Below are 24,760 nucleotides of genomic sequence, written 5' to 3'. Positions count from 1 at the left end.
CCTGGCTGCGAATTGTCGGCTCCGAACGTCTCTGAACAATAAGATTCTGGTTGATATGTAGAAAGACGGTCACGCGGGAGTGCGGCAACATAAGTACTAATTAAATTAATAAATATAGATTTTAAAATAGAAAAATAGTTTATAATGATATAAACAGAATATACGCCCTCGTTTAGGAGGCAGGAATAATAGGCGTGTTCGGGTCATGTGGACCAGGAACGTGGCCGGATGGCACTACGGCCGAAGCGCTCAGGACGTGTTTCTCTTGATCATCGAAGAAGATGTGCGCGCCGAAAGCATGTAATATAGGTGCTTTATTCCAAATTCCTACGAAATGGGCTTCGTCGGCCGGCGTGTCCCAGGCCCGTAATGTACGGACGACACGTTCATGGGCTGGTACGTTCCGCGCCGTTACCAAGGCAATACGAACCTTGCTGATATTTCCGTCATTGAGATAGACCTTGCGCAGCGCTGACAGTTTGTGGAGGAACTTGCCGAACGGTCCACGTTTCATTGGATTGGCCGCGTTCGCGGTCTCATGTGCCAGAAAAGCTTCAAGGCCATGCTGTTGATAAATCTCATCGGATTCCGGCCCGAAGACGACGGCGTCGCCATCGAAGGCGATACGAACCTCGTCGACTGCGGCACCTTCAACGCCTGGCGGCGCGATGCCCAGACGCGCAGCGGCTGCTCCACCGTTCACTGCTCCCCTGACGTCGATATCCTCGTTCGAGAGGAACAGATCGACCTTCCACGCCGGGATATAGGGAGACAATGACCTCCCGCTGGTGAAGCTTCCGGTCTTGATGTCTAGCCCGTAGCTTCTGATGGATTTGAATGCTCTGAGTGACAGGTCAGGCGAGTTCCGCGAGAGAAGCACGACCTCCACACACGGTTTCGCTCCAGCCTCATTCAAAGCCAGAAGCCGTTCCACCACATCGAAGCCGGCGCCTTTGCCGATGATGACGTCTTCCCGGTCAAGCTGCATGGCGGCGTAGGCGTGAACGCCTTGTTCGCGGAAGACGTTGTGCTCCTCTTCGAGATTGAACAGAGCCCGGGTCGAGATACCGATCCGTAAGGGTTCGGCGCGGAGCATGTCGACGGCGGTCTGTCGATTGGGAGGCATCAGGTCATATCTCCAGCTGCGGGAGGTTGCGCACGATCCGCAGCGTCTCCAGGCTCACGGTGATGACGCGCAGGAAGAGATCCAGTGGGTAGCGCGGGTCGTGCATGGTATCGATGGCCCAGGCATTGGCGTCCTTGACGAGTTGGCTTTTCGTGTCCGTCTTCACGCTCTGGCGTTCCATGACCCATTCGAGCGCGGGCTTGCCGTTCACCACATATTCATAGGCTTCGAGCGGAATGCCGGTGATGGTGATGTTGGCGTTGTAGATCACGGTGGATTTGTCGAGCGTCGGGCGCTTGCCCGCGAATTTCATCTGCTCCACCCGGTAGAAGCGTTCGGGATCGGAAGGCGACCCGAGCGAAGGGTCGCCATGCGCGAAGGTCACGGGGTAAGGTGCCACCTGCTCATAGTTCACATGCAGCGCGGCCAAGGTACGTCCCGCCTTGGAGAAGGCCCAGAAATCGGACGCGGTTTTCACGCGAGGAATGCGCGGCAACTGCTTGGAGAGGTTGTCGGCGAAACGGGCGCGATAATCCTCTGAATGAAGCAAGCCATAAATATAGTAGAATAGGTCTTTCTTGGTAATTGCTTGGTCGGGATAGGCGGCCTGAAAATGGGCCAGTCCTGCATCCGTGATGCCGTCGCGGCGAACGATCCGCGATTGAGAAGGTTTCTCCTCAAAGAGGCTGCCTTGCGGATCGCTCATTGTCCATCCTCCGTTTCGTAGAGAAACATCGGGAAGCATTGGCTGCCGTCGATATCCACCATGTGGAGGCTCGGAAGAACGCTGCTCATCAGCACACTGAAGGCGGCTTTCTGCCCCCCGCCTGACGTGCAAATTACCAGATTTTTCTCTTGCTCCTCTGTTAGTGGGCGTGTACAATTCTGCTCTGCTCTGCTCTGCTCTGCTCTGCTCTGCTCTGCTCTGCTCTGCTCTGCTCTGCTCTGCTCTGCTCTGCTCTGCTCTGCTCTGCTCTGCTCTGCTCTGCTCTGCTCTGCTCTGCTCTGCTCTGCTCTGCTCTGCTCTGCTCTGCTCTGCTCTGCTCTGCTCTGCTCTGCTCTGCTCTGCTCTGCTCTGCTCTGCTGAGTCAATCTCATAAAGATACTCTGGAAAGCACTGCGTTCCGCCATCGCTTTGCAGTTCGGGGACGCATTTGCTCATCAGCGCAAACTGACTGTTCCTATGCGGCCGTTGCTTGATCATGATGACTTGATTTTCTGTCTCGGTCTTATCTATCGGAAAAATTCGGGGCATCTGATAGACGCGCTCGTTTAGGCGGCGGCTAAAATACAGCCATTGTCGCGAAAACGGACGGTAAATCGCCGGAACGAGGCAGTCCTCGAATTGCAGCTCTCTGTCTCGGGCTAATTCCTGTTTGAGATTGTGCGTCCAACTGATTTTTGTTGGATCGGTGTCGATAAATTTGTCAATCGCCGCCTCGCGCGCCTTCCTGGGAAGATCGGGAAAAACCGCATTGAACCGCGCTCGTTCATGTTCATAAAAGCCGATCATCTCTTGCATGTTCCGAGCTAGCGTATCGCGGGACGGATCCCAGCACCAGACATCGCGATTGGTCACAACGCCAAGAGAGAAATTCTCGAATAGTGGTGTGCTTTCGCCCTTTTTCGCACCCAGTGGAATGAAATTGGCAAAGCTATCGTCGCGCTGGCGGAGCCAGTCGCCATGCGCGTCCGGCGTGATTTTGGTCCAAAGACCGGCGTCGCGGATGCCCCGGATGCTCCCGAATTCCATTACGCGCGCCAGCTTTTGCTCCCGCGTGAGATAGTCGCCGATATCGTGGAACAGGATTTCGCCCTGTTTTGTGCTTTCCGGGTTTTTGACGAGGATGGAGATAGCGATCGGCGCGCGGCTGCCTGCGCCGAAAATCTTACCACCCTCACGGCGAGAAGTTTCGCCTGCCGTGCGCTGATTGCCTCGCAGGTGGAAGATGTGAAGGGAGGAGAACTCTTCCGCAAGGCATTTCCGCAATCCGTCCGCCGTATTCGCGTCCAGAAACCCGGCATTGGTGACGAAGCCGATCACGCCGCGATCGCGAATCCGGTCGCTTGCCCAGCGGATGGAGCGAACATAACTGTCATAAAGCCCTTTTGCGAGCATCGCATTGGACCTTGCCGCGTAAGTGTTCCTGATACGCTGGTCCAATGCTGGATATTCGACGTTGTCGTTATTGTCGTTTTCGCTCTTTTGTCCGACTGAATAGGGTGGATTACCCATGATGACGCGGATATCGAGCGTCTGCTGATACCGCACGCGGGCGTTGTTATCCGCCAGAAGCCGTGAGGCGAGGTCGTGATCCTCGTTGAGGCGGAAGGTATCGGTCAGGCAGATACCCTCGAACGGCACGTAATCGCCATGCATCAGGTTATGATACGCGGCCTCGATATTGATGGCGGCGATGTAATAGGCGAGCAGAACAATTTCGTTGGCGTGAATCTCATGACGGTATTTATGCGTCAGTTCGTCTTTCGTGATGAGGCCGCTCTGGAGCAATCGCGTGATGAAAGTTCCGGTGCCCGTGAACGGGTCGAGGATATGCACGCCGGGACTGCCGAGCGTCTGGCCGAATTCGTCCTCCAGCACGTCATTGACCGAAGCGATGATGAAATCGACCACCTCCACGGGCGTATAGACGATGCCGAGCCGCTCGGTCATTTTCGGGAAGGCGGAGCGGAAGAAGCGGTCGTAAAGCTCCACCATGATCTTCTGGCGGCCATAGGCGGTGTCGATCCCCTCGGCCCTCTCGCGGACGCTGCGATAGAAGGCGTCCAGCGTGTCGGTCTCCTTGCCGAGGCTGTGCTCGTCCAACACGTCCAGCACGCGGCTGAGTGCTTTGGAGATCGGGTTGTCGGCGGCGAAGCTGTGGCCTGCGAACAGCGCCTCGAAGACCGGGCGGGTGATGAGATGCTGGGCCAGCATTTCGATGATCTCGCCGTCCGTGACGCTGTCGTTCAGATCGGCGCGCAATTCAGCGGCGAAACGGGAGAACGCCTCGCGGGATCTCGTGTTTTCGGGGTTGTCGAGGATGGTTTCGATGCGGGCGATATGGGTACCCGCGATCTTGGCTATGTCGTTCGCCCAGTCTTCCCAGTGATGGCGGTTGCCGACCTTTTTAACGATACGGGCGTAGATCGCGCGTTCGATCTCGCCGATCTGGAGCTGCAGCTCCTCTTGGCCGTCATCGCCGTCCGGCCCCCGTACCGTGCCGATCCCGTACGTCTTGCGGGCACGGGAGGCGAGACCGGTCGAGGAGGCGATCGTACGTTGCGTGATCTTGTGCGTGATCGCGATGACTTCCATGCGCGACGTATCTGGCCGTTCCTGAAGGTCCATCTTGTTGATCATCGTGTCGAAGCGGTCATCATGCGAGCGCAGGGCCTGAAGTACCTCCCAGACAACGCGGTAGGTCTGGTTGTCGTCCAGTGCCTCGTGCGGTTCCTTTCCGGCGGGGATGACGACTGGCAGCACGACATAGCCGCGCGTCTTGCCGGGGGCCACGCGCATCACGCGACCGACTGACTGCACGACATCCACCTGAGAATTGCGCGGGGTCAGGAAGAGGACTGCGTCGAGGGCGGGCACGTCCACGCCCTCAGATAGGCAGCGAACATTGGAGAGGATGCGGCAGATCTGCTCGGGAGCCTCTTCCTTGAGCCAGGCGAGCTTTGCTTCCTTCTCGGAGGCGTTCATGCCGCCATCTACATGCTCGGCCTCGCAGGTGAGGCGGGCTTGGGGCTCGATATCCTCCTGTTTCTGGTATTCCTCCACGACCCGCTGGAACATCTCGGCGATGCGGATGGAGCTGACCTTGTGCTTCTTTCCGCGATATTCGGGCGCAATGACCTGACAGAAGGCGACTGCACGCTTCATCGGGGCAGGATCGTTTACACCATCCTGCGAGAGTCCGATCTTGGCCAGCGCCTTCCAGCAGCCGACGATCTTTGCTGCATCGTCGACCTTCAGCCCGTTGCCTGAATCATCAAGCAGTTTCTGGAGTGTCGCGCTGATGGCCTTTTCCTCAACCGCGAGGACAATGACCTTGTAATCGACGAGTAGCTTGCGCCGCACGGCTTCGGAGAAAGTGATAACGTGAAGATCGTGGCCGTAGATCGCTTCGTCATTCATGGAGCAGACGAGCGCGCCTTCCTTTCCAGCCTTCTCTTTCGCCACGTCGCCATAGATGCGCGGCGTGGCAGTCATGTAGAGGCGGCGGCGGGCGTGGAGATAATCCTGATCGTGAACGCGGACGAATGCGCTGCCGTCGCCATCACCGGGGAACGTCGCGCCGGTCGTCCGGTGCGCTTCGTCGCAGATTACGAGATCAAAGTCTGGCATCCCATGCTCGCTCTGGGCACGGGCGATGACGTCAATCGAGTGGTAGGTGGAGAAGACGACACTCATGTGGCTGTCGTCGTGGCGGTTACCGAATTCCTCTGCTAGCCGCGCGGCGCTGGTCGTCGCCGGATAGCGCAACTCATGCGTCTTGATCTTGATCTCGTCGTCGTTCGCGCTTTTCTTGCCGACGTCGCTGTCCGAGCAGACGGCGAAACTATGCAGCTGGATCCGGCTTTCCTGCGTCCATTCCGTCAGGGTCTGAGACAACAACGACAGGCTGGGGACGAGGAACAGCACGCGCCCGCCGTGTCCGGCATGTGCTTCGGCGATCTTCAGGCTGGTGAAGGTCTTGCCGGTGCCGCAGGCCATGATGAGCTTGCCGCGTTCCTGCGTTTCTAACCCGCGTAGAACGCGCTCGATGGCGGTTTTCTGATGCGGGCGCGGCGTCTTGCGCGGGCGGAGCGCGGGAGGCGTCTTCGGCTGGTAGCGCGTCCAGTCGATCAGGCTGCTTTCGAGATCGAACAGGTCGATCTTGTTGACCGGAGGATTCTGGTTGTCGAGTGAGGCTTCGGCGTTCTCTGTCCAGTGATTCGTGCTGGCGATGATGAGGCGACGGGTGAAGTGTGTCTTGCCCGAGGCCGTGAAGAAGCTGTCGATATCCTTCTTGGCGATGACGTGATCGGCGGCATAGAGCTTGCACTGGATGGCGTGGAATTCGCCTGTGTCGCGTGTCCGAGCGACGAGGTCGATCCCCGTGTCCTTGCTGGTCAGACCCAGGTCGGCGGCCCATTCGCCGTAGGTCCAGACGCCGTCATAGAGGTCGGCATAGCTAGGCTCGGTCCGCAGATAGCAGACCGTCAACTCCTCGAAATAGGTGCCCTTTTCGCGCTCGGTGACGGCAGCATTACGGAACGTGTCGAGTAGAGTGGTGAGAGCGGACATCAGACAACCGGATCAGCGCGTTACAATCTGATTTCATCTTGCTCTCTAGCAGCAGCAGAGGCAAGCAATTGACAAGCATAACACTTGACCAACGGCACTGGGTCTGCGGACCTATCGCGCACCATCATTACGAACTGGATATGATGGAGAGTTACGAATTCAAGTAATGTGGCACAGATTCCGGACGCGAAGCGATTACGGGTTTGGGAAATCCGATGTCGCTTTCCAAGAACCGCAAGCGACGGTTGATCGACCAATGCGAGACGAATGCCGACATACGAATCGCGCACATTCCCACAACTCCCAAAAACAGAATTCTTCAAAAAAACAAGAAAACTCTCACTTCCCCCCATCCCCCCCACGCCTGTCCTTCCAATGCGCCCGACGGATCTCGGCCGCCGCCTCGTCATAGGCAAAGGTCAGGCAGGCAAAGCGCCGCCCCTCTGTCACCGTCTCCACCCGGTGCATCAGCCCGCAGGAAAACACCACCGCCCCGCCCGCCGGCGGCGAGAAGGCGCGGGGGCCGAATTCCGGAAAACAGACACCCCCGCCGCTAAATCCGTCATTCAAATTGATCGAGATGGCAAAGCGCCGATGCGCGACCGCCGCCAGCGTATTGTCGCGATGCGCGCCGAACCGCCCCTGTTCGGCCGCGTCGTAACAGGCCACCAAAATCCGCTCCAGATAGGTCGCGTGGAACTGAAAGATTTTCCGGATCTCCGGCACGATACGGCGCGAAATCCGCTGCTCGATCTGCGCCACCAGCTCCGGCTGCTCGATCCGGCAATCCCGCCGGCGCTTGAAGCGCATATCCATCGCCCGCACCGACTGCCCGGCATCATATTCGGTAAACACCCCGGACAATGCGCCGCCGACCCGCCCGTAATGGTCGATCAGATGCGCACAGAATGCCGGCTCGAACACGTCGCTCAGCATCAGCACGGGCGTCGCCTCGGCCTGGGCCCGCGCGGCGGCGGGCGGAATGCGCGCCAGCAATTCGAAAATGCCCTGCGCCACCCCCGGCTGATGGCCGAACACCGCGATCACCCGCAACATCGGGTCCACCAGCAGCCAGGCGGGCGGCCCTTCGGGGCGAAATCCATACAGCGGCCCGACCTTGCCCGCGCCGTCGTATATGTAATGCAGCCCCGGCGCCGCCGGATCGGCCGTCAGGCGCGCCGCATCCGCCGGATCGGAACTGATCCCGAAGAACAGCAGATTGGCCTGGTCCAGCATCGCCTTGTGCCGCTCCACGACAGCCAGGCTCTCTTGCACCTCCGGCCGCATGGACGACCCGAAGAAGAACAGCAGCGCATAACGCCCCGCCGCCTTGTCGAAATGATATGGCCCCTGCCGGTCCGAACTGGCTTCGATGAACCACGGGGCCGGATCGCCGACCTGCAAAGCGATGTTCAGCGTCATGGAACCCCTTCCTCGCCCCATGATGGCGGACCGGCACGCCCCCGGTCAATCGCGGCCCCGACCCCGGCCCCGGCCACGCGCCGGCTCCGCCGCGGCGCCGGCCCGAAACTGCGGGCCGGTCAGCGGAGGCAACCCGTCAGGGCCCGTCCAACGTGGGTGTCCACGCACCGAAGCGGAGCGACCATGACGGCCATCGGCATCGGCGCACGGCAAACGCGCATCGGACCACCGCCGGCACCCGGTCCCGGGCGGCGGCTCAGAACCCAACGACCGGATGCGGCACGTACGGCGCCTCCAGCGCCTCGATCTCGTGCGCCTCCAGCGTCACCGACAGTGCACCCAGCGCATCGTCCAGATGCCCCGGCTTCGACGCGCCGACGATCGGCGCCGTCACGCCCGGCTGCTGCAGCACCCACGCCATCGCCACCTGCGCGCGCGCAATGCCCCGCTCCGCCGCGATGCGCCCCACCGCGTCGATCACCGCGCGATCCGCCGCCACGGTGCCCGAATACAGCGCCCGGGTCATGTCGTCGCTCTCCTGCCGCGCCGTGCTCTCGCGCCAGTCGCGGGCCAGCAGCCCCCGCGCCAGAGGGCTCCACGGCAGCACCCCGATCCCCTGGTCCCGGCAGAAGGGCAGCATCTCGCGCTCTTCCTCGCGGTTCAGCAGGTTCAGATGGTCCTGCATGCTGACGAACTCGGTCCAGCCATGCTGCCGCGCGGTATAGACCGCCTTGGCGAACTGCCACGCATACATCGACGACGCGCCGATATAGCGCGCCTTGCCCGCCTTCACCACGTCGTGCAGCGCCTCCATCGTCTCCTCGATCGGGGTATGCGGGTCCCAGCGATGGATCTGGTAGAGGTCGACATGATCCGTCCCCAGCCGGCGCAGGCTGTTGTCGATCTCCGTCAGGATGGCCCGCCGCGACAGGCCCGACCCGTTCGGCCCGGACCGCGTCGGAAAGAACACCTTGGTGGCCAGCACGATCTCGTCGCGCCGCGCGAAATCGCGGATCGCCCGCCCGACGATCTCCTCCGACGTGCCGTCGGAGTAGCTGTTGGCCGTGTCCAGGAAATTGATCCCGGCCTCCAGCGCCTGACGGATCAGCGGCCGGCTGCGATCCTCGTCCAGCGTCCAGGGGTGCCGCCCGCGCTCCGGCACGCCATAGGTCATGCAGCCCAGGCAGATACGCGAAACCTGCAGGCCCGTCCGGCCCAGTCGCACATAATCCATGCCGCATTCCCTCCCTGTCGGCGACGCGCCCCGGACCATCCCCGCGGGCGCCGGCCCCAGGACAGCGGACCCCAGGGTAGCAGACCCGAAGGCAGCAGACCCCAGGCAATAGACTCCGGGGCAGCGGACCGAGGGCAGCAGACCCGGCACCCCCCTGTCAACGCCCAAGCGAGGGCCCGGCCCGTGGCGCCACCCGTGGGGGGAGGGAACTACTTGACGCCGAAAATATCCTCCAGCGTGCGCGCCATCACCGACGGCTCCGGCGAGGTGCCGAACCACAGCCGCACGCTGATCACCCCCTGGTTGACCAGCATGCCCAGCCCGTCCAGCGTCACGCAGCCCCGCTTCTCCGCCTCGCGCAGCAGCGCGGTCTTCGGCGGGTTGGGGATCACGTCGGCCACCACCAGGCCCGGGCGCAGGCTGTCGCAATCGATCGCGGGCATCGCCTCCGCGTCGCCCAGCCCCACCGACGTGGCGTTGATCAAGATCTGCGTGTCCTCGGGCACCGCGAACGCCCCGTCCCATGCCACGAAACGCGCGTCGGCCGGCGTCGATTCGGTGATCAGCGCCGCGATATCCTGGCCCCGCCGCGCATCGCGGTTGACGATCGTCAGGTGCCGCGCCCCGGCCAGCGCCAGTTCCACGGCAATGGCCCGCGCCGCGCCGCCCGCCCCCAGCAGGCAGACCGTCTTCCCCGCCGGATCCATGACCTGCGTCAGCGAGGTCAGGAAGCCCTTGCCGTCCGTATTCTCGCCGATCAGCGCGCCGTCACGGATGACCACGCAATTCACCGCGCCGATGATCGCCGCCGATTCCGCCAGCCGGTCCAGGTGCGACAGGATCGCGATCTTGTGCGGGATCGAACAGTTGAACCCGGCCCACCCCATGGCCTTGGCACCCCGCACGGCATCCGCCAGCCCCTCGGGCTTCACGTCGCAATTGATATAGCGGGCATTCATCCCGTGATGGCGATACGCCGCCTCGATCATCGCGACGGTCGGATTGTCCGCGCACGGGGTGGAAAAGGATCCGGTCAGCGCGGCAAGAAAATTATGGGACGTCATTGGGGCCTCCTCGACATGCTCTCGTCTGGGGTCCGCCTTCCGGGGCGGCCCGCGGCGTGTTCGGCCCGACAGGGTTGCATAGCTATGCAGGCCTGTCACCCACCTCCTGCGCCCGCCGCGCCTTTCCGGCCCGGTCCGCCCCCGCGTCGTCCCCGGTGGCGCCCGCATCCCTGCCGCCCGCATCATCGCTGCCCGCATCTCTGGCCGCCGCACCGGTGCTGCCGCGCTCCACCAGCCGCGCGGCCACTGCGCGGGTCCGCCCCATGGCCGCGTCCGACGGATCGGCCAGCGCCGCCGTCAGCATCTCCAGCGCGGCGCCGGCCATCCGTTCCACCTGCTGGTCGAACGACGTCAAATCATAGGCCCGCCACCCCGCCTGCGGAATATTGTCATAGCCGATCACCAGCACGTCGCCCGGCACCGACAACCCCGCATCGCGCAGCGCGTCGATCGCCCCGCACGCCATCAGGTCGTTGCCGCAGAACAGCCCCTCCGGCAACAACCCCTCCGGCGGCCGCCGGGCCCGCAGCAGCCGCCGCATGGCGTCATACCCGCCGGCATGGCTGTCATCGCCCGCAGGGCCACCGCGAAATGGTCCAGCACGGCGGCATAGAACGGATTATCCAGCCCGCCCACCACCACCCCGACCATGTGCGACCGGCCGGACTGCATGATGGCCGGAATCCGGTTGGGCCGGTATCCCAGCGCCGCCGCCGCGTCCAGCACCTTCCGGCGCGTCGGCGCCGACACGCCGCCCGCGGCGGAAAATGTCCGCGACACCGCCGATTGCGACACCCCGGCCAGCCGCGCGACGTCGGTCGAGGACACGGCGCGGCGCGTCACGCGCCCACCCCGGCGGCACGGGACGCGCGCGAAACGATGGCATATGATCCTCGGGCGATCGGTTCGGACGGGGCAGGCATCATGCGGGTATTTTCACGACGGACGCCTATCCGGCAAGCACGCCCGGCCCGCGCCCCGGCACGGCTCTGCCTGCTGGCGCTCCTGGCCGGCTGCGCGGCGCCGCCGGGGCCGGCGCCCTCCTGCGACCCCCTGCCGCCCGACACGCTGCCGCTCTACCTGGTCGACCGGGGCTGGCACACCGAAATCGGCATCCCGGCGGCCGACCTCACGGGGCCGCTGGCCTATTTCCGCCAGGTCTTCCCCGGCGCGCGCACCATCCTGTTCGGCTACGGCAAGAAGACATTCTTCACCGCCCCGGCTTCCAGCCCGGAAGAATATCTGATCGGCCCGTTCCCCGGCCCGGCCGTCATCCAGGTCTTCGCCCTGACCGTCGCGCCGCCGCAGGCCTATGCCCCCGGCACCGTCGTCACCCTGCCGCTCCCGCCCGCCGGGATGGCGCGCCTCTCCGCCTTCATCGGCGATGATCTGGTGCCAGGGCAAAGAACAATGGGGCAAGGAACATCGGGCCAGGGGACGTTGGGCCAGGGGACATTGAGGCAGGAAACGCCGGGGCGAGAGGAACGGCCGCGCCTGGTGGCGGTCGGGCACCTGCCCGAAAGCCTGTTCTACGCGGCGCGCAGCCGCTACACCCTGTTCCACACCTGCAACGGATGGGTGGAGCAGGCCCTGCGGCAGGCCGGGCTGCCCATACCCGACGGCCGGGCGATCTTCGCCGGACAGGTCATGCGCAAGGGCCGGCAGGCCGCCCGCCGGCTCTGCCCGCTTCCACCCCCGCCGCCGGACGGCGCGCGATGAACGCGCGCGATCCGTTCGGGCGGTTCATTCAGGGGCAGGGCGGCTGGGTGCCGTCCGGACACACCACGTCGGTGCCGCGCGGCACGACGATCACATTATGCGCACGGGGCGGATGGTCGTCGCCATCGCCGCTGAAAGAACTGCACGCGGCCAGCGGCAGCAGGCTCAAGCCCAGGACGGCAAGCAGGCAGGGACGGCGCAGGGAGAAAGCGGCCGACATATCGGAAGACCTTCCGCAAAAGGGTGCATGAACAAGCATATAATCAAACGTATTGCCCACGCACCGGTTCCTGCACCGTCATGATTCCCCGCCGCGCCGTCCCAGCAGCCGGCACAGCGCCAGCGACGCGTCCGCCCGGTTCAGCGTATAGAAATGAAATTGCGACACGCCCGCCGCGCGCAACTGGGCGCACAGCGCGGCGGCAACCGCCGTGGTGACCATCGCCCGCGCCCCCGGCTGCGCGTCCAGCCCGTCGAACAGGCGCCGCATCCAGTCGGGCACGCGCGCGCCGCACATCTCGGCAAAGCGATAGGCCTGCGCCACGTTCCCCACCGGCAGGATCCCCGGCACGATCTCGGCATCGATCCCCGCCGCCGCCGCGCGGTCGCGAAACCGCAGGAAACTCTCGGCCTCGAAGAAGAATTGCGTGATCGCCCGGCACGCCCCGGCATCGATCTTGGCCTTCAGGTTGTCCAGGTCCGCCTGCGGGCTCCGCGCCTCGGGATGGGTCTCCGGATAGGCCGCGACCGAAATCTCGAACGGCGCCACCCGCCGCAGGCCCGCGACCAGCGCCGCCGCGTTCTCATATCCCTCCGGATGCGGCACGAACCGCCCGCCAGGCTCGGCCGCATCGCCGCGCAGCGCGACGATATGCCGCACTCCCGCCTGCCAATAGTCCCGCGCCACCGCGTCCACCTCGGCGCGCGACGCCCCGACGCAGGTCAGGTGGCCCGCCACCGGCACGGCATGGTCGCGCACCATCTCGCGCAGCACCGCCAGCGTCCGGTCGCGCGTCGACCCGCCCGCGCCATAGGTCACGGACACGAAGCGCGGTCCCAGCGGCGCCAGGCCGGCCACCGCCTGACGCAGCCCGTCCGCCATCTTCTCGGTCTTGGGCGGAAAGAATTCGAACGACACCCCGATCCCCGCGTCCGGCGCCGCGGCCGGGGCAAGCCACGGAAACGGGCCGGCGGCATGTCCAGGCTGAGATAGGCCGGGAAGGGAAAGAAAAGACATGCGGGCCGGCTCCTCGGCAATCATCATCGGGAAACAAACGATCAGGAAACGAAAGAAGCAGGCGGCGAGCGCTCAGCGGCCATCGGCCGCGCGGCGGCCCAGCCACAGCTTGACGGTCAGCTCGCCATCCAGGCGCACCGGCTCTTCGGCGTGCAATCCGGCGGCGGCGAACCATTCGGCCATGTGCGCGTCGGAAAATCCCAGCCGCACATGCGCGTCGCGCTCGCGCAAATCCTCGCGCTCATGCGGGGCGAAATCCACGACCAGCAGCCGCCCGCCCGGCGCCAGCAGCCGCGCCGCCTCGGCGATCGCGGCGGCCGGGTGCTGCGCGTAATGCAGCACCTGGTGCATCACCGCCACGTCCGCGCCGCCGGCCGCCAGCGGCAGCGCATACATGTCGCCCTGCCGCAATTCCGCATTTTCCAACCCCGCCTGGGCCAACCCCACCTGGGCCAGTTTTGTCCGCGCCAGGCGCAGCATCGCCGGGCTGCGGTCGAACCCGACCGCGCTGTCCGCCCGGGGGGCCAGCAATTCCAGCATCCGCCCCGTCCCGGTGCCGATATCCACCAGCCGCCCGATCGGCTCCGGCGCCAGAACGCGCAGGATCGCGGCCTCGACATCGCCCTCCGCGACATGCAGCGAGCGGATCGCGTCCCAGTTCGCCGCATGGGTCTCGAAATAATCCTCCGCCGCCATCGCCCGCACCGTGCGCACAGCCTTCAGCCGGGCGATGTCGGCCGCGCGCTCGGCGTCGTCATGCCGGTCCCACCGGTCCATGGCGGCCAGCAGCGGCCCGAAATCCTCCTCCGTCCCCAACGTCAGGAACACCCAGCTCCCTTCCTTGCGGCGCTCCGCCAGCCCGGCCGCCACCAGGATCTTCACATGGCGCGACACGCGCGGCTGGCTCTGCCCCAGCACCTGCGCGATCTCGCCGACGGACAGTTCCATCGTGCGCAGCAACGCCAGGATCCGCAGCCGCGTCGGATCGGCCAGGGCCTGGAAAATGACAAGCGATCGGCTCATGAACATCACATATAACGATATCCTTATATGTGCAATTCCTATTGACTCATTTTTTCCATTCCTGTCCTAATCCGACCGCCATGGTTCCGCACCCGGTCTTCCGGCGTCGCGGCGAAGAGGGAAGCCGGTGCGAATCCGGCGCTGCCCCCGCAACTGTAGGCGGCGAGCACCGGTCCATCCGCGCCACTGGGAATCTCTACCGAGAGAGACCCCGGGAAGGCCGGACCGGCTGCTGTGACCCGCAAGCCAGGAGACCTGCCATGGCCGAAGAAATCCTCCGGCGGGGTGTCCGGACGGGTCGCGCCCCACCGCGCCGGCGACCTGCCGGCGCGGCCGGCCCCGCGCGCCTGTCCGCCGGCCCGCCCCAACTGTCGAGGCTGTCATGACCGTCACCGTCGCCACACTGGGCTTTCCCCGCATCGGCCCCAGGCGAGAACTGAAACAGGCGCTGGAAGAACACTGGGCCGGAAACGGCGACGAGGCCGCGCTCCAGGCCGCGGCCGCACGCCTGCGCGCGGACAACTGGATCTGGCAGCGCGATCGCGGCGCCGACATCATCCCGTCCAATGATTTCTCGCTGTACGACCATGTGCTGGACATGTCGGTCATGGTCGGGGCCATCCCGTCCCGCTATGGTTGGTCCGGCGGCCCGGTCGACAGCGCGACCTATTTCGCCATGGCCCGCGGCGACGCGGCGGAAGGCTGCGCGCACGGCCACGCCGATGCCGCCGGTGCCGATGCCTCCGGTACCGATACCGCCGGGGGCCTGCCCGCCGCGGAAATGACCAAATGGTTCGACACCAACTATCACTACCTGGTGCCGGAATTCTCCGCCGATCAGGTCTTCCGCCTGTCCTCGGCCAAGCCGGTGGATGAGTATCTCCAGGCCCGCGCGCTCGGCATCGAAACCCGCCCCGTCCTGCTGGGGCCGATCAGCTACCTGCTGCTGGGCAAGGCCCGCGGCGGCGCCTTCGACCCGCTGTCGCTGCTGCCGCGCCTGCTGCCGGTCTATGTCGCCATCCTGCGCGCCCTGGCCGATGCCGGCGCCGGCTGGGTGCAGATCGACGAACCCTGCCTGGTCACCGACCTGACCGACGCGGCCCGCGCCGCCTATGACCGCGCCTATGCGCAGCTCGCGGCCGGCGCCGGGGTGCGCCTGATGCTGGCGACCTATTTCGGCGCGCTGGGCGACAATCTCGACACCGCGCTCGCCCTGCCGGTCGACGGGCTGCATATCGACCTGGTGCGCGCACCGGACCAGCTCGGCCCCGTCCTGGCGGCGGCGCGCCCCGACCTGGTCCTGTCCCTGGGCGTCATCGACGGCCGCAATGTCTGGCGCGCCGACCTCCAGGCGCTGCTGGACCGCATCGCCCCGGCCGTGCGCGCCGGGCGGACCATCCAGCTCGCCCCGTCCTGCTCCCTGCTGCACACCCCGCTGGACCTCGACCGCGAAACCGCGCTGGACGGCGAAATCCGCTCCTGGCTGGCCTTCGCGGTGCAGAAGATCACCGAACTCGCCACCCTGGCCCGGGCGCTGAATGACGGACCGGCCGCGGTGCGGGCCGAGCTGGACGCGGCATCGGCGGCCGCCGCGTCGCGCGGCACCTCGCCGCGCATTCACGACCCGTCGGTCCAGCAGCGGATGGCGGCGATCGACCCCGCCCAGGCACGCCGCGCCTCGCCCTTCGCCGTCCGCCAGGCGGCGCAGCGCGCCCGGCTCGGCCTGCCCGCCTTTCCCACCACCACCATCGGCTCCTTCCCCCAGACCGGCGACGTGCGCCAGGCCCGCGCCGCCCATGCCCGCGGCACCCTGTCGGACGCGGCCTATGATTCGTTCCTGCGCGCCGAAATCGTCCGCGCCGTGCAATGGCAGGAAGAAGCCGGGCTCGACGTGCTGGTCCACGGCGAATTCGAACGCAACGACATGGTGCAATATTTCGGCGAACGCCTGTCCGGCTTCGCCTTCACCCGCCATGCCTGGGTCCAGTCCTACGGCTCGCGCTATGTCCGCCCGCCGATCATCTACGGCGACGTCCGGCGCCCCGAACCGATGACGGTCGCCTGGTGGCGCTATGCCCAGTCCCTGACCGACCGGCCGATGAAGGGCATGCTGACCGGCCCGGTCACCATCCTCAACTGGTCCTTCGTCCGCGACGACCAGCCGCGCGAACGGACCTGCCGCCAGATCGCCCTCGCCATCCGCGACGAGGTCACGGACGTCGAAGCGGCCGGCGCCGCCATCATCCAGATCGACGAGGCCGCACTGCGCGAGGGCCTGCCCCTGCGCCGCGCCGACTGGCAGGCTTACCTGGACTGGGCGGTGGCCTGCTTCGGCATCGCCGCCTCGGGCGTGGCCGACGCGACCCAGATCCACACCCACATGTGCTACTCGGAATTCAACGACATCATCGACGCCATCGCCGCGATGGACGCCGACGTCATCTCGATCGAGACCGCACGCTCCAGGATGGACCTGCTTGACGCTTTCACCGGGCGCCGCTACCCGGCGGAAATCGGTCCGGGCGTCTACGACATCCACTCGCCCCGCGCCCCTGCCGCCGGCGAGATGCTTGACCTGCTGCGCGCCGCCGCGGGCCGGATCGACCCCGACCGGCTCTGGGTCAACCCCGATTGCGGGCTCAAGACCCGCAAATGGCCCGAGGTCCGCACCGCCATAGCCGCCATGGTGGACGCCGCGCGTCGGATGCGCGCCGCCTGAAGCGCCCCGCGCCTTGCGCCGGGGCGCGAGACCGGGTTGGCTGGATGAAACAGTCGCGACTCGCATCCAGCCGCCGGAGAACCCCCAACGTGTCATCCCACCTCAATCGCGCGCTCGGCCCCTGGCAATTGATGTTCACCGGGCTCAGCGCCATGATCGGGTCGGGATGGCTGTTCGGGGCGGAACGCGCGGCCTCGACCGCCGGTCCGGCGGCCACCCTGGCCTGGCTGCTGGGGGCCTTCATCGCGCTGGTCATCGCCGCCGTCGCCACCGAGCTGGGCGGCATGTTCCCGGTGGCGGGCGGCATGGTGCGCTATGCCAACCTCACCCACGGCCCCCTGGTCGGCTTCATGGCGGCCGGCGCCAACTGGCTGTCGATCGTCAGCGTCGTCCCGGTCGAAGCCGAGGCCTCGGTACAATACATGAGTTCCTGGTCCTTCCCCTGGGCCCATCACCTCTACCAGGCCGGCACCCTGACACCCCCCGGCCTGATCGTGGCCGCCCTGCTGGTGGTGGTCTATTTCCAGCTCAATTTCTGGGGCGTGCGCTTCTTCGCCCGCTTCAACGCCATGATCACGGTGTTCAAGCTGGTGGTGCCGGCCGGCGCCGCCCTGGCCCTGTTCGCCAGCGCCTTCCACCCCGGCAACCTGGTGGGCGCCGACCCCTCGGGCACGCCCCCGGGCGCGTCCTTGGGCGGCTTCATGCCCTACGGCCTGTCGGGCATCCTGACGGCGGTGTCCACCTCGGGCATCGTCTTCGCCTTCAACGGGTTCCAAAGCCCGCTCAACCTGGCCGGCGAGGCCCGCAACCCCGGGCGCAGCATCCCGATCGCCGTGCTGGGCGCGGTCGGGCTGGCGACCGTGATCTACCTGCTGCTGCAATGCGCCTTCCTGGGCGCGGTGCGGCCCGGGGCAGGGGGCTGGGCGGCGCTGTCCTTCTCGTCGCCCTTCGCCCAACTGGCCATCGCCTTCAACCTCAACTGGCTGGCGATGCTGCTCTATTTCGACGCCTTCCTCGCCCCCAGCGGCGCCGGCGCCACCCACCTGGCCAGCAGCACCCGCATGACCCTGGGGATGCAGCGCAACGGCACCATGCCCGCCCTGCTGGGCCGGATCGATCCCTCTTCAGGCGTGCCGCGCCCGGCGCTGTGGTTCAATCTCGCCGTGGCGTTCGTGTTCCTGTTCTTCTTTCGCGGCTGGGGCATCCTGGCGTCGGTGATCTCGGTCTGCACCATCATCTCCTACATGATGCTGCCGATCGCCGCCCTGGCGCTGCGGCGCACCCTGCCCGAACGGCCGCGCCCGGTCCGCGTGCCGGCCATGCGCGTGGTGGGCGCGCTGGCCTTCATGTTCTCCTCGCTGCTGCTCTACTGGGCCCGCTGGCCGCTCAGCGGCGACATCATCCTGCTGATGGTGATGCTGCTGCCGGTCTATGCCTGGTTCCGCCGCGACGATGGCTGGGCACGCCACCGCGCCGCCATCCGCCATGCCGCGTGGTTCATGGCCTACCTGCCGTCCATCGCCGCCCTGTCCTATGCCGGCAGCCGGCAGTTCGGCGGGCGGGGCTGGATTCCCTACGGCTGGGACCTGGCGGCGGTGGCGGCGATCTCGCTGCTGTTCTGCGCCTGGGGCGTGCGCAGCGCCCGCGCCGTGCCCGACCTGTCCGTGATGGAGGACGATTCCCCGCCCGCCCCGGCCACCGCCGCCGACGCGCCCGCCGCACCGGAATTCAGAAATATCGCTCATAGACGGTTATGACATCGCCGGGCTGCAGCAGGGAATTGCGCTTCACCCGTCCTTCGGCGGCCTGGCCGTCCGGGCCGGAGCGGACCGCGCCGGCATAATCGGTGATCGCGCGATAGGTATAGCCACCCGCCAACGCCACCGCGCTCAACGTCGTCATGCCCGGCATATAGGGGTATTGCCCCGGATGGGCGACTTCGCCCAGGACGAAGATCGGCCGGTACTGCGTGACCTCGACGGACACGCTGGGATGGTTCAGAACGCCCTCCGCCACCAGGCGGGAGGTGATGGCACTCTCAAGCTCATGCGTCGTCAGGCCGGACGCCTGGATCGACCCGATCAGCGGAAAGGCGATCCGCCCGTTGTCGCCGACGGTAAAACTGTTGGTCAGTTGCAGATCGTTATAGGTCAGCACCCGCAATTGATCGCCCGCCCCCAGCCGGTAGGCCACATTGGCCGGCGGCGGCATCGGCGGCAGGCTGCTCCCGGGGGCGCAGCCGGCCAGCGCCGCCAGCGCCGCCAGGCAGACAATGCGAACAGGCGCAGGCATGCGGCGCGGAAAATAAGCAGTCATCAAGGTCCTCCGGTCTTGCGGTGGGCGTCATTCGGCGAAACTGAACCCGAGTGAGACATAATTGCTGGCGAAGGTCGACTTCCGCGTCGGGAAGAGCGGGTCGGGGGGCAGGCCGCCATGGGAAAAATCGTTCACATGGCTATAGGACAGCGATGCGGTGACATAGCGGTTGATCACCCAGTTCGCCGACACGCCGAATTTGAACAGGGTCTGCGTGCGCGACGCGGTGCCGGCGACCGTGCGCCCGGTCTGGCTCATCCCGCCTTCCGCATAGCCGCGCAGGACGACCGTGCGGCGCAGTTCGTGGTCCCATTGCACGCGCCCGTCGGTCACGGTCTGGTTCCGCGCAAAGGGCGAGGCCGGGTCCAGGATGCGCCGATAGAAATAGATGCTGATCGTATCCCGCCGCCGCGGCGTCCAGATCGTGTCGATCTCGAAGGTCGGGGTGGTGACCGCGGGCGCCGGGCCGTGGGTGAAATGGCGCGTCTCGCCCCCCGCCAGCAGGCGATAGCGGATGACCGAATCCGCATTCAGGTCCAGCCCCAGGAATCCCGCCCCGTCGGCATAGTCGTTCCCCTCGCCCCCGTTGGTGAATTGCGCGGTCGAGCCGCGAAGGATCATCACCGCCGCATTGCCGGTCGACAGTTCGAAGCGCGACGTCAGCGAACCCGTCTCCAGGCGGTGGCTGAGGCTGGCATAACTGGTATCGATCCCCCCGCCCAAGGCGCTGCCGAACGTGTAATCCTCATAGATCGCCGCCGGAATCAGGCTGAAACGGCCGAACAGCTTCGTATAGGTCAGCCGGACGTCGTTGGCGTCATAGGGCACCGGACGCGACACGCCGAAATTGCCCAGATCCATCGACGACAGATGCAGTTGATAATGGGTATAGCCAAGCGCCAGCGTGTCGTTGCCCAGGGCCACCGACCCGCCGGTCCCCGCGCTCCAGTTCGTGTAATCGGCGAATGGAATCGACGGAAAGCGCCTGTCGCTGACGGATGCGAAAACCCCCAGCGCGTTGCGCGTCCAGTTGGAATTCAGCTTCAGCCCGCCGTCGAATTCGAATTCCGGGCTCGCGGTATGCGGCGCCGCCAGCGTGTTGGTGTTGTACCCGCCCGCCACCGCGGCCGAAGGGCGCAGGATGAAGCTGCCGACCGGAATGCCGGCGGGCCGGTTGCTCAGCAATTGACGCATGACGACGGAATCCGCCTGGTCCGGAGACGAATAGCCCGGCAGGTCGGACGGAAAATATTGCGAAATCAACTGCGCATGAGCCGGCACACTCCAGGCCGCGACCGTAAGCGCCGCCAGAGTCGCCAGGTGATGCCGGATGCGCCCGGCATGTTCCGCCGCCATCAGGTCAGCGTGCCTCCCCGGGCCGCGTCCATTGCAAGGGGCTGGGGCACCGCGGCGCTGCCGTCCGGCAGGACCGACCTGTACAGCTCGGCATAGCGGCGCGCCACATCGTCCCAGTCATAACGGGACGATTCCGCGATCGCACGGGCCCTGGCGGCGGACACGTGCGCCTCGCCCTGCCGATGCAGGTCGCGCATGTCCCGCGCCAGCCCGTCCAGGTCCTGCGCCTGGCGCACGATCCCCACCTGCGTCTGCTCGACCAGGCGTCGAAAGGGCACGATATCGCTCAGCACGGGAATCAGCCCCGCCGACAGGGCCTCGACCGCCGCCAGGCCGAATCCTTCATGCTGCGAAAGGCAGCAATAATAACTGGCTTCTCCGAAAAGGCTCCGCAACATGTCGTCGGACGGCGCGATCACGAAGCGCGTGGCCTCAGCGACCCCCGACGCCCGCGCGGCCTCGGCCAGATCGGCCTCCGTCTGGTCGGCGGGGCGCCCCGCCACGATCAGGCGCCAATCCTCCCCTTGCGCGCGCAGCCGCGCGAGAAGAGGAAAAAGCAGGTCGATCTGCTTGTGCCGCGCGAAGCGGCCGAAACTGATCATCGTGCGCGTCGGCGCGGCGGACGACGCGGCGCGGAATTTCCGCTGGTCGATCCCGTTCTCGATGGTCAGCAGCCGCTTCCCCGCGATCGGGGCGAACATCTGCGCATCGCTCACGCTGCAGGCGACGATGCGCTTATAGGCATGCAGCGACGCACGGGTCAGGGTCTGGAACCAGAGCGCCTTGACCTGCCGCAGCGCCTTCGTATGAAAGAACCCGCCATGCGTCGACGCGACCAGCGTCCGCCCATGCAGCCAGCGCGTCGCCGCCAGGTAGTCGAAGAAAAAATCGATGGCGTGAACATGGACGATATCCGCCCCGTCAAGATGCGACAGGATCTGGGGCGCGATCGGATAGCGCGTCGACCCGGACCAGCCGATCCGCCGCACCGGCACCCCCTGCACGACATCCGTGGGCGGCAGGACCGCCGGATCGCCGAACACGCGGTTCAGCGTCACGACCCGCGCGTCGATGCCCAGATTGTCGCGCTGCACCCTGCAGAGATTCAGGACCGAGTCCTCAAGGCCCCCGACCGAGGGGCTGAACTGCCGTACGATATGGATGGTCTTCAATGGGACGATCCTCAGGACTGATACGGTAATGCAAGGCGTCGCGGCTGGCCGCTATAGGGCGCCCCCGGAAAGGCGCCGGCCGATTCCTCCGCCATCGACACGACGACGCCCGTGACATTCGCGCCATAGGATTTAAGCCGTTCGATCGACGACGTCACGGCGGCGCGCGACGTCTCCAGCCACCGGCATACGAACACGGTCTGGTCCGCGACGGCGCCGTAAACCAGCCCGTCCGGCATGCATTGCAGGGGCGGGCTGTCGATGATGATCAGGCTGTAGGACTGGCTGATCGTCTTCAAAAGCTCGCGCAGCCGCGCGATCTCCGCCGGATCGAACGCAAACATGCCGGGCGCGCCGGCCGAGATGAAATCCACCCCCGTCTCTCCGTCCCGCTGGACGACATCCGAAATCGAGGCCGTTCCGGTCAGCAGTTCCGTCAGGCCGCGCTGCGCCGGCACGTCGGCGCGGCGCCCGGTGCTCTGGCGGTGATCGCCGTCGATGACCAGCACCGGCTGGCCGCCGGTCCGGGCCAGGGCCGACAGCCAATAGGTCAGCGACGTCTTTCCTTCCCCGCCCGCGGCCGACGTCACGGCGATGACCCGCCCGCGCCCGGTCTGGACGGCGGACAGCGACAATTGCGCAAGCAGGCTGCGTACCGCTTCGCTGGCGGTGGAAAACGGCGCGTCCAGCACATGCCGGCGCACCGCATGCTTGTCGCGTGCCGCGATCCTGGGAATGGCCGTCAGAAGCGGCAGGCCGATCAGGGCGCGCAACTGCTCGATCTCGCCGAAGCCCGGCGACAGCAGGTCGCGCAGGAAGACCGCGGCCCCGGCGGCGACCAGCGACAGGACCACGACGCCCATCAGCAGTTTCTTGCGATTGGGAAAGGTCGGCGCATCGGGCGGCGAGGCATGCGAAACGAAGCTGACGGGCGGCTGCAGCAGCGCCACCCGATCGACCATCTCCTTCGACCGTCCCAGAAACGCCTCATAGACCTCGCGCGCGCTCTGCGCCTCCTGCTCCAGCATCAGGTACTCGGCCTGCGGCGAACTCTGAACGCTGGCCTGCTGGCGCAACTGATCCAGATCCTGCGTCAGTTGCGCGACCTCCGCCCGGGCCGAGACGACCTCCTCGTTGATCGACGACAGGGCGGCCCGCAATTCGCTCGCCAGGCTGGCGCGGGTCGCGGCGATCTGCATGTCCAGGCCGGCCAGGTCGGGATGATGCGGCCCCAGGGCCTCCGCCTTCTGCATGCGGCTCGCTTCCAGTTGCGACAGCGTATTCGCCGTCGCGACCAGGATCGGCTGCTGCGTCAGCTCGACCAGCGCGCGGCCCTCCCCCTGGGCGCTCGCCCGGGACAACGCGTCCGCCCGCGCCTCGGCGGCCGCCAGGCGGCTCTGCGCCTGGGTCAGGCTGACCGCGGTCTCGGACATCTGCCGATCGATCAGCGGGCCGGTATCCGACCCGTTGCCCGTATTGGACAGATGATGCGCGGCGTTGAAGCTGCTGGCCTTGGTCGAGGCCTCCAGCCAGCGTTCGCGCAATTGCGCCGTGCGCGCATCGATCCAGGCCGCCGTGCGGTTGATGTCGCCGCGCTGGCGGTCCAGGGCCTGAAGCTGGTACTGCGTCACGAAGCTGTTGGCCAGGTCGGCGGCGCGCTGCCCGTCATTGTCCTTGATGCTGATATTGATGATGCGCGAATGCGGCTCGGGCTCCACGGTCACCGACGCCAGCAGACGGTCGATCTTCGCCTGCCGCTCCGCCTCGGGATTGCTGGCGGCGGCCTTGGGGCACAGCAGATGGACATGGGCGCACAACGCGGCGCGCAGGTTGAATCCCGCCGGCGCCGGCGGCGGCGGCAGGGCCCGCAGCACCGCCGCGGCGACGTCGCGCGATTGCAGCAGCCCGGCTTGCGTGGCCAGTTCGTCATCCTGCAGCCGGTCGGCGGGCTGGGCATTCTGAAGATTGACCGGATCGACGCTGGTCGATGAGACGACGACCGTCGCGGTGGCCATATAGGAGCGTTTGAGCATCATCGTCACGCCGCTCCCCACGACGAACGTGCCGACGCCCACGGCCAGGAACAGCCGGCGATAGCGCCGCACAAGCTGCAATCCGTGCAGGATGACCGCCCGTCCGTCTCTCTGGGGCGCCGCCGGCATATGCTCGGCCATGCTGAAATCAGCCATATCCGGGACCGAAAGTCCGTTCGGCCAGGCATCGGTCCTGTTGTTCATTGCGATCTGCTCCGTTCGGGGGCGAATTTCCAGCGAAGAACGTGAAATCCAAAGACGGGAAGGCCGATCAGATAGCGGCGCCACAGGCGGCGCGGCTCCCGCGACAGCCGGACCGCCCATTCAAGGCCCATGTTCGCGACCCAGCGCGGCGGCCGGTGGACGCGCCCCGCGGCATGATCGACCAGCGCCCCGGCCGTGATCGCGATCGTCGGCGCGATGCGGTGCCAATGGTCGTGCAGCCAGCGTTCCTGGCGCGGCATGCCCATGTTCACCAGCAGCAGGTTGGGCCGCGTCTCGTTGATCTGCCGGATGATCGCCTCCGAATCCGCCGAACCCGCGCGCGCGTCGAAAAAACCATGATGCACCCCGGCGGTCCGCACGCCATAGCGTTGTTCATAGGCCCGCGCCGCCTCCTCGGCGACCGCCTGCTCGCCGCCCAGCCAGAACAGGGACGCATCCCCGCCCAGTTGTTCCAGCACCGGCCCGATCCATTCCGGCGGCGTCGTGCGATGCAGCCGCCGTCCGGTCAGGAATAGCGAGGCAAGCTGCACCCCGGCCCCGTCGCAGAAGGTGACGTCCGCCTCCGCGAACAGTGCGCGCAGCCAGTGTTCATGTTGCGACAGGACCATGCAATGCGCGTTCGCGTTCACCACCAGCATCTTGGCATGCGCGCGCGCCGCCCGGACCACCAGTTCCGCCAGGTCCTGGCGCGGTATGTCCATCAGGCGCAATCCCATGATGTCCAGCGCGTCGAACGGCACCGCATCGCGGGCAGGCGAGGGCGCGAAGGCGGCCGGGCCCGCCGAATCCGGGCTCATCGAATCCGGGACTTCCATATC

General features: G+C 66.1%; 18 protein-coding genes, 2 pseudogenes and 1 riboswitch. Of the genes and pseudogenes, 3 read left to right on the top strand and 17 right to left on the bottom strand.

Features of this window, described 5'->3' with window-relative positions:
- Positions 1-172 precede the first annotated feature (172 nt).
- From QN315_RS03790 to QN315_RS03760, 9 genes and pseudogenes are all read right to left on the bottom strand, one after another.
- Positions 173-1,126 carry a 5'-nucleotidase gene (locus tag QN315_RS03790; RefSeq protein ID WP_323991565.1) on the bottom strand — a complete coding sequence of 318 codons (954 nt, stop codon included), beginning with the start codon at positions 1,124-1,126 and terminating at the stop codon, positions 173-175.
- 4 nt (positions 1,127-1,130) lie between these two features.
- A pseudogene (locus QN315_RS19555) lies at positions 1,131-1,796 on the bottom strand (type ISP restriction/modification enzyme); the annotation flags it as partial.
- 32 nt (positions 1,797-1,828) lie between these two features.
- Positions 1,829-2,224 carry a type ISP restriction/modification enzyme gene (locus QN315_RS19550; RefSeq protein WP_408904615.1) on the bottom strand — a complete coding sequence of 132 codons (396 nt, stop codon included), beginning with the start codon at positions 2,222-2,224 and terminating at the stop codon, positions 1,829-1,831.
- Positions 2,208-6,422 (bottom strand): annotated as a pseudogene (locus QN315_RS03785) (DEAD/DEAH box helicase); the annotation flags it as partial. The gene QN315_RS19550 and the pseudogene QN315_RS03785, both read right to left, overlap by 17 nt.
- A gap of 339 nt (positions 6,423-6,761) precedes the next feature.
- Positions 6,762-7,844 carry a 2OG-Fe(II) oxygenase gene (locus QN315_RS03780; protein WP_323991563.1) on the bottom strand — a complete coding sequence of 361 codons (1,083 nt, stop codon included), beginning with the start codon at positions 7,842-7,844 and terminating at the stop codon, positions 6,762-6,764.
- A 256-nt stretch (positions 7,845-8,100) separates the two neighbouring features.
- The gene (locus QN315_RS03775) at positions 8,101-9,078 is read right to left on the bottom strand and encodes an aldo/keto reductase (protein WP_323991562.1); all 978 of its coding nucleotides are present in this window, start codon (positions 9,076-9,078) and stop codon (positions 8,101-8,103) included.
- Positions 9,079-9,287: 209 nt separating this feature from the next.
- Complete coding sequence (gene aroE, locus QN315_RS03770; RefSeq protein ID WP_323991561.1) at positions 9,288-10,142, bottom strand: shikimate dehydrogenase; 855 nt, start codon at positions 10,140-10,142, stop codon at positions 9,288-9,290.
- An 82-nt stretch (positions 10,143-10,224) separates the two neighbouring features.
- On the bottom strand, positions 10,225-10,683 hold the full coding sequence (locus tag QN315_RS03765; RefSeq protein WP_408904581.1) for a substrate-binding domain-containing protein: 459 nt from the start codon (positions 10,681-10,683) through the stop codon (positions 10,225-10,227).
- A complete protein-coding gene (locus QN315_RS03760; RefSeq protein ID WP_323991559.1) occupies positions 10,608-10,985 on the bottom strand; it encodes a LacI family DNA-binding transcriptional regulator in 378 nt (125 codons plus the stop codon). The genes QN315_RS03765 and QN315_RS03760 overlap by 76 nt, the downstream gene beginning before the upstream one ends.
- 36 nt (positions 10,986-11,021) lie before the next feature.
- Between QN315_RS03760 and QN315_RS03755 the strand changes: the two genes are divergently transcribed.
- Positions 11,022-11,861, top strand: a complete 840-nt coding sequence (locus QN315_RS03755) for a DUF2459 domain-containing protein (RefSeq protein ID WP_323991558.1) — start codon at positions 11,022-11,024, stop codon at positions 11,859-11,861.
- 28 nt (positions 11,862-11,889) lie between these two features.
- Here the strand turns inward: QN315_RS03755 and QN315_RS03750 are convergent, their stop codons facing one another.
- The 3 genes from QN315_RS03750 to QN315_RS03740 all read right to left on the bottom strand — a co-directional run bounded on the left by QN315_RS03750 (position 11,890) and on the right by QN315_RS03740 (position 14,121).
- Positions 11,890-12,081, bottom strand: coding sequence for a hypothetical protein (locus QN315_RS03750; protein ID WP_246285783.1), 192 nt, complete (start codon positions 12,079-12,081; stop codon positions 11,890-11,892).
- 78 nt (positions 12,082-12,159) lie between these two features.
- Entirely contained in the window at positions 12,160-13,098 is a 939-nt protein-coding gene (gene metF / locus QN315_RS03745; protein ID WP_408904580.1) for a methylenetetrahydrofolate reductase [NAD(P)H], read from the bottom strand.
- A 72-nt stretch (positions 13,099-13,170) separates the two neighbouring features.
- The gene (locus QN315_RS03740) at positions 13,171-14,121 is read right to left on the bottom strand and encodes a metalloregulator ArsR/SmtB family transcription factor (protein ID WP_323991557.1); all 951 of its coding nucleotides are present in this window, start codon (positions 14,119-14,121) and stop codon (positions 13,171-13,173) included.
- Positions 14,122-14,185: 64 nt separating this feature from the next.
- Positions 14,186-14,399: riboswitch (cobalamin riboswitch) on the top strand.
- A gap of 104 nt (positions 14,400-14,503) precedes the next feature.
- Here QN315_RS03740 and metE point away from each other — a divergent pair.
- Both metE and QN315_RS03730 read left to right on the top strand, forming a co-directional pair.
- Entirely contained in the window at positions 14,504-16,840 is a 2,337-nt protein-coding gene (gene metE, locus QN315_RS03735; protein ID WP_323991556.1) for a 5-methyltetrahydropteroyltriglutamate--homocysteine S-methyltransferase, read from the top strand.
- 89 nt (positions 16,841-16,929) lie between these two features.
- Complete coding sequence (locus tag QN315_RS03730; RefSeq protein ID WP_323991555.1) at positions 16,930-18,597, top strand: APC family permease; 1,668 nt, start codon at positions 16,930-16,932, stop codon at positions 18,595-18,597.
- Here QN315_RS03730 and QN315_RS03725 read toward each other — a convergent pair.
- The 5 genes from QN315_RS03725 to QN315_RS03705 are packed head-to-tail and all read right to left on the bottom strand — an operon-like array spanning position 18,569 to position 24,739.
- Positions 18,569-19,156, bottom strand: coding sequence for a polysaccharide biosynthesis/export family protein (locus QN315_RS03725; RefSeq protein ID WP_323991554.1), 588 nt, complete (start codon positions 19,154-19,156; stop codon positions 18,569-18,571). The two genes, QN315_RS03730 and QN315_RS03725, sit on opposite strands and share 29 nt — an antisense overlap.
- A 27-nt stretch (positions 19,157-19,183) precedes the next feature.
- The gene (locus tag QN315_RS03720; protein WP_176640340.1) at positions 19,184-20,512 is read right to left on the bottom strand and encodes an outer membrane beta-barrel protein; all 1,329 of its coding nucleotides are present in this window, start codon (positions 20,510-20,512) and stop codon (positions 19,184-19,186) included.
- Entirely contained in the window at positions 20,512-21,684 is a 1,173-nt protein-coding gene (locus QN315_RS03715; RefSeq protein WP_323991553.1) for a glycosyltransferase family 4 protein, read from the bottom strand. Before QN315_RS03715 ends, QN315_RS03720 begins: the two co-directional genes overlap by 1 nt.
- An 11-nt stretch (positions 21,685-21,695) precedes the next feature.
- The gene (locus QN315_RS03710; protein ID WP_323991552.1) at positions 21,696-23,921 is read right to left on the bottom strand and encodes a polysaccharide biosynthesis tyrosine autokinase; all 2,226 of its coding nucleotides are present in this window, start codon (positions 23,919-23,921) and stop codon (positions 21,696-21,698) included.
- Positions 23,918-24,739, bottom strand: coding sequence for a WecB/TagA/CpsF family glycosyltransferase (locus tag QN315_RS03705; RefSeq protein WP_323991551.1), 822 nt, complete (start codon positions 24,737-24,739; stop codon positions 23,918-23,920). The genes QN315_RS03710 and QN315_RS03705 overlap by 4 nt, the downstream gene beginning before the upstream one ends.
- Positions 24,740-24,760: the final 21 nt, after the last annotated feature.

This window comes from Nguyenibacter sp. L1 (genome assembly GCF_035199985.1).
Taxonomy (GTDB): Bacteria; Pseudomonadota; Alphaproteobacteria; order Acetobacterales; family Acetobacteraceae; genus Gluconacetobacter; species Gluconacetobacter vanlangensis.
Note: the sequence above shows the minus strand (reverse complement) of the source record. Positions and strands in the feature narration are given on the sequence as shown.

What these genes read in the sequence shown, in the direction of transcription:
- QN315_RS03790 (WP_323991565.1), bottom strand. Translation starts at nt 1,126, where the DNA reads ATGCCTCCCAATCGACAGACCGCCGTCGACATGCTCCGCGCCGAACCC.
- QN315_RS19550 (WP_408904615.1), bottom strand. Translation starts at nt 2,224, where the DNA reads ATGAGATTGACTCAGCAGAGCAGAGCAGAGCAGAGCAGAGCAGAGCAG.
- QN315_RS03780 (WP_323991563.1), bottom strand. Translation starts at nt 7,844, where the DNA reads ATGACGCTGAACATCGCTTTGCAGGTCGGCGATCCGGCCCCGTGGTTC.
- QN315_RS03775 (WP_323991562.1), bottom strand. Translation starts at nt 9,078, where the DNA reads ATGGATTATGTGCGACTGGGCCGGACGGGCCTGCAGGTTTCGCGTATC.
- aroE (WP_323991561.1), bottom strand. Translation starts at nt 10,142, where the DNA reads ATGACGTCCCATAATTTTCTTGCCGCGCTGACCGGATCCTTTTCCACC.
- QN315_RS03765 (WP_408904581.1), bottom strand. Translation starts at nt 10,683, where the DNA reads ATGCGGCGGCTGCTGCGGGCCCGGCGGCCGCCGGAGGGGTTGTTGCCG.
- QN315_RS03755 (WP_323991558.1), top strand. Translation starts at nt 11,022, where the DNA reads ATGGCATATGATCCTCGGGCGATCGGTTCGGACGGGGCAGGCATCATG.
- QN315_RS03750 (WP_246285783.1), bottom strand. Translation starts at nt 12,081, where the DNA reads ATGTCGGCCGCTTTCTCCCTGCGCCGTCCCTGCCTGCTTGCCGTCCTG.
- metF (WP_408904580.1), bottom strand. Translation starts at nt 13,098, where the DNA reads ATGTCTTTTCTTTCCCTTCCCGGCCTATCTCAGCCTGGACATGCCGCC.
- QN315_RS03740 (WP_323991557.1), bottom strand. Translation starts at nt 14,121, where the DNA reads ATGAGCCGATCGCTTGTCATTTTCCAGGCCCTGGCCGATCCGACGCGG.
- metE (WP_323991556.1), top strand. Translation starts at nt 14,504, where the DNA reads ATGACCGTCACCGTCGCCACACTGGGCTTTCCCCGCATCGGCCCCAGG.
- QN315_RS03725 (WP_323991554.1), bottom strand. Translation starts at nt 19,156, where the DNA reads ATGACTGCTTATTTTCCGCGCCGCATGCCTGCGCCTGTTCGCATTGTC.
- QN315_RS03720 (WP_176640340.1), bottom strand. Translation starts at nt 20,512, where the DNA reads ATGGCGGCGGAACATGCCGGGCGCATCCGGCATCACCTGGCGACTCTG.
- QN315_RS03710 (WP_323991552.1), bottom strand. Translation starts at nt 23,921, where the DNA reads ATGAACAACAGGACCGATGCCTGGCCGAACGGACTTTCGGTCCCGGAT.
- QN315_RS03705 (WP_323991551.1), bottom strand. Translation starts at nt 24,739, where the DNA reads ATGAGCCCGGATTCGGCGGGCCCGGCCGCCTTCGCGCCCTCGCCTGCC.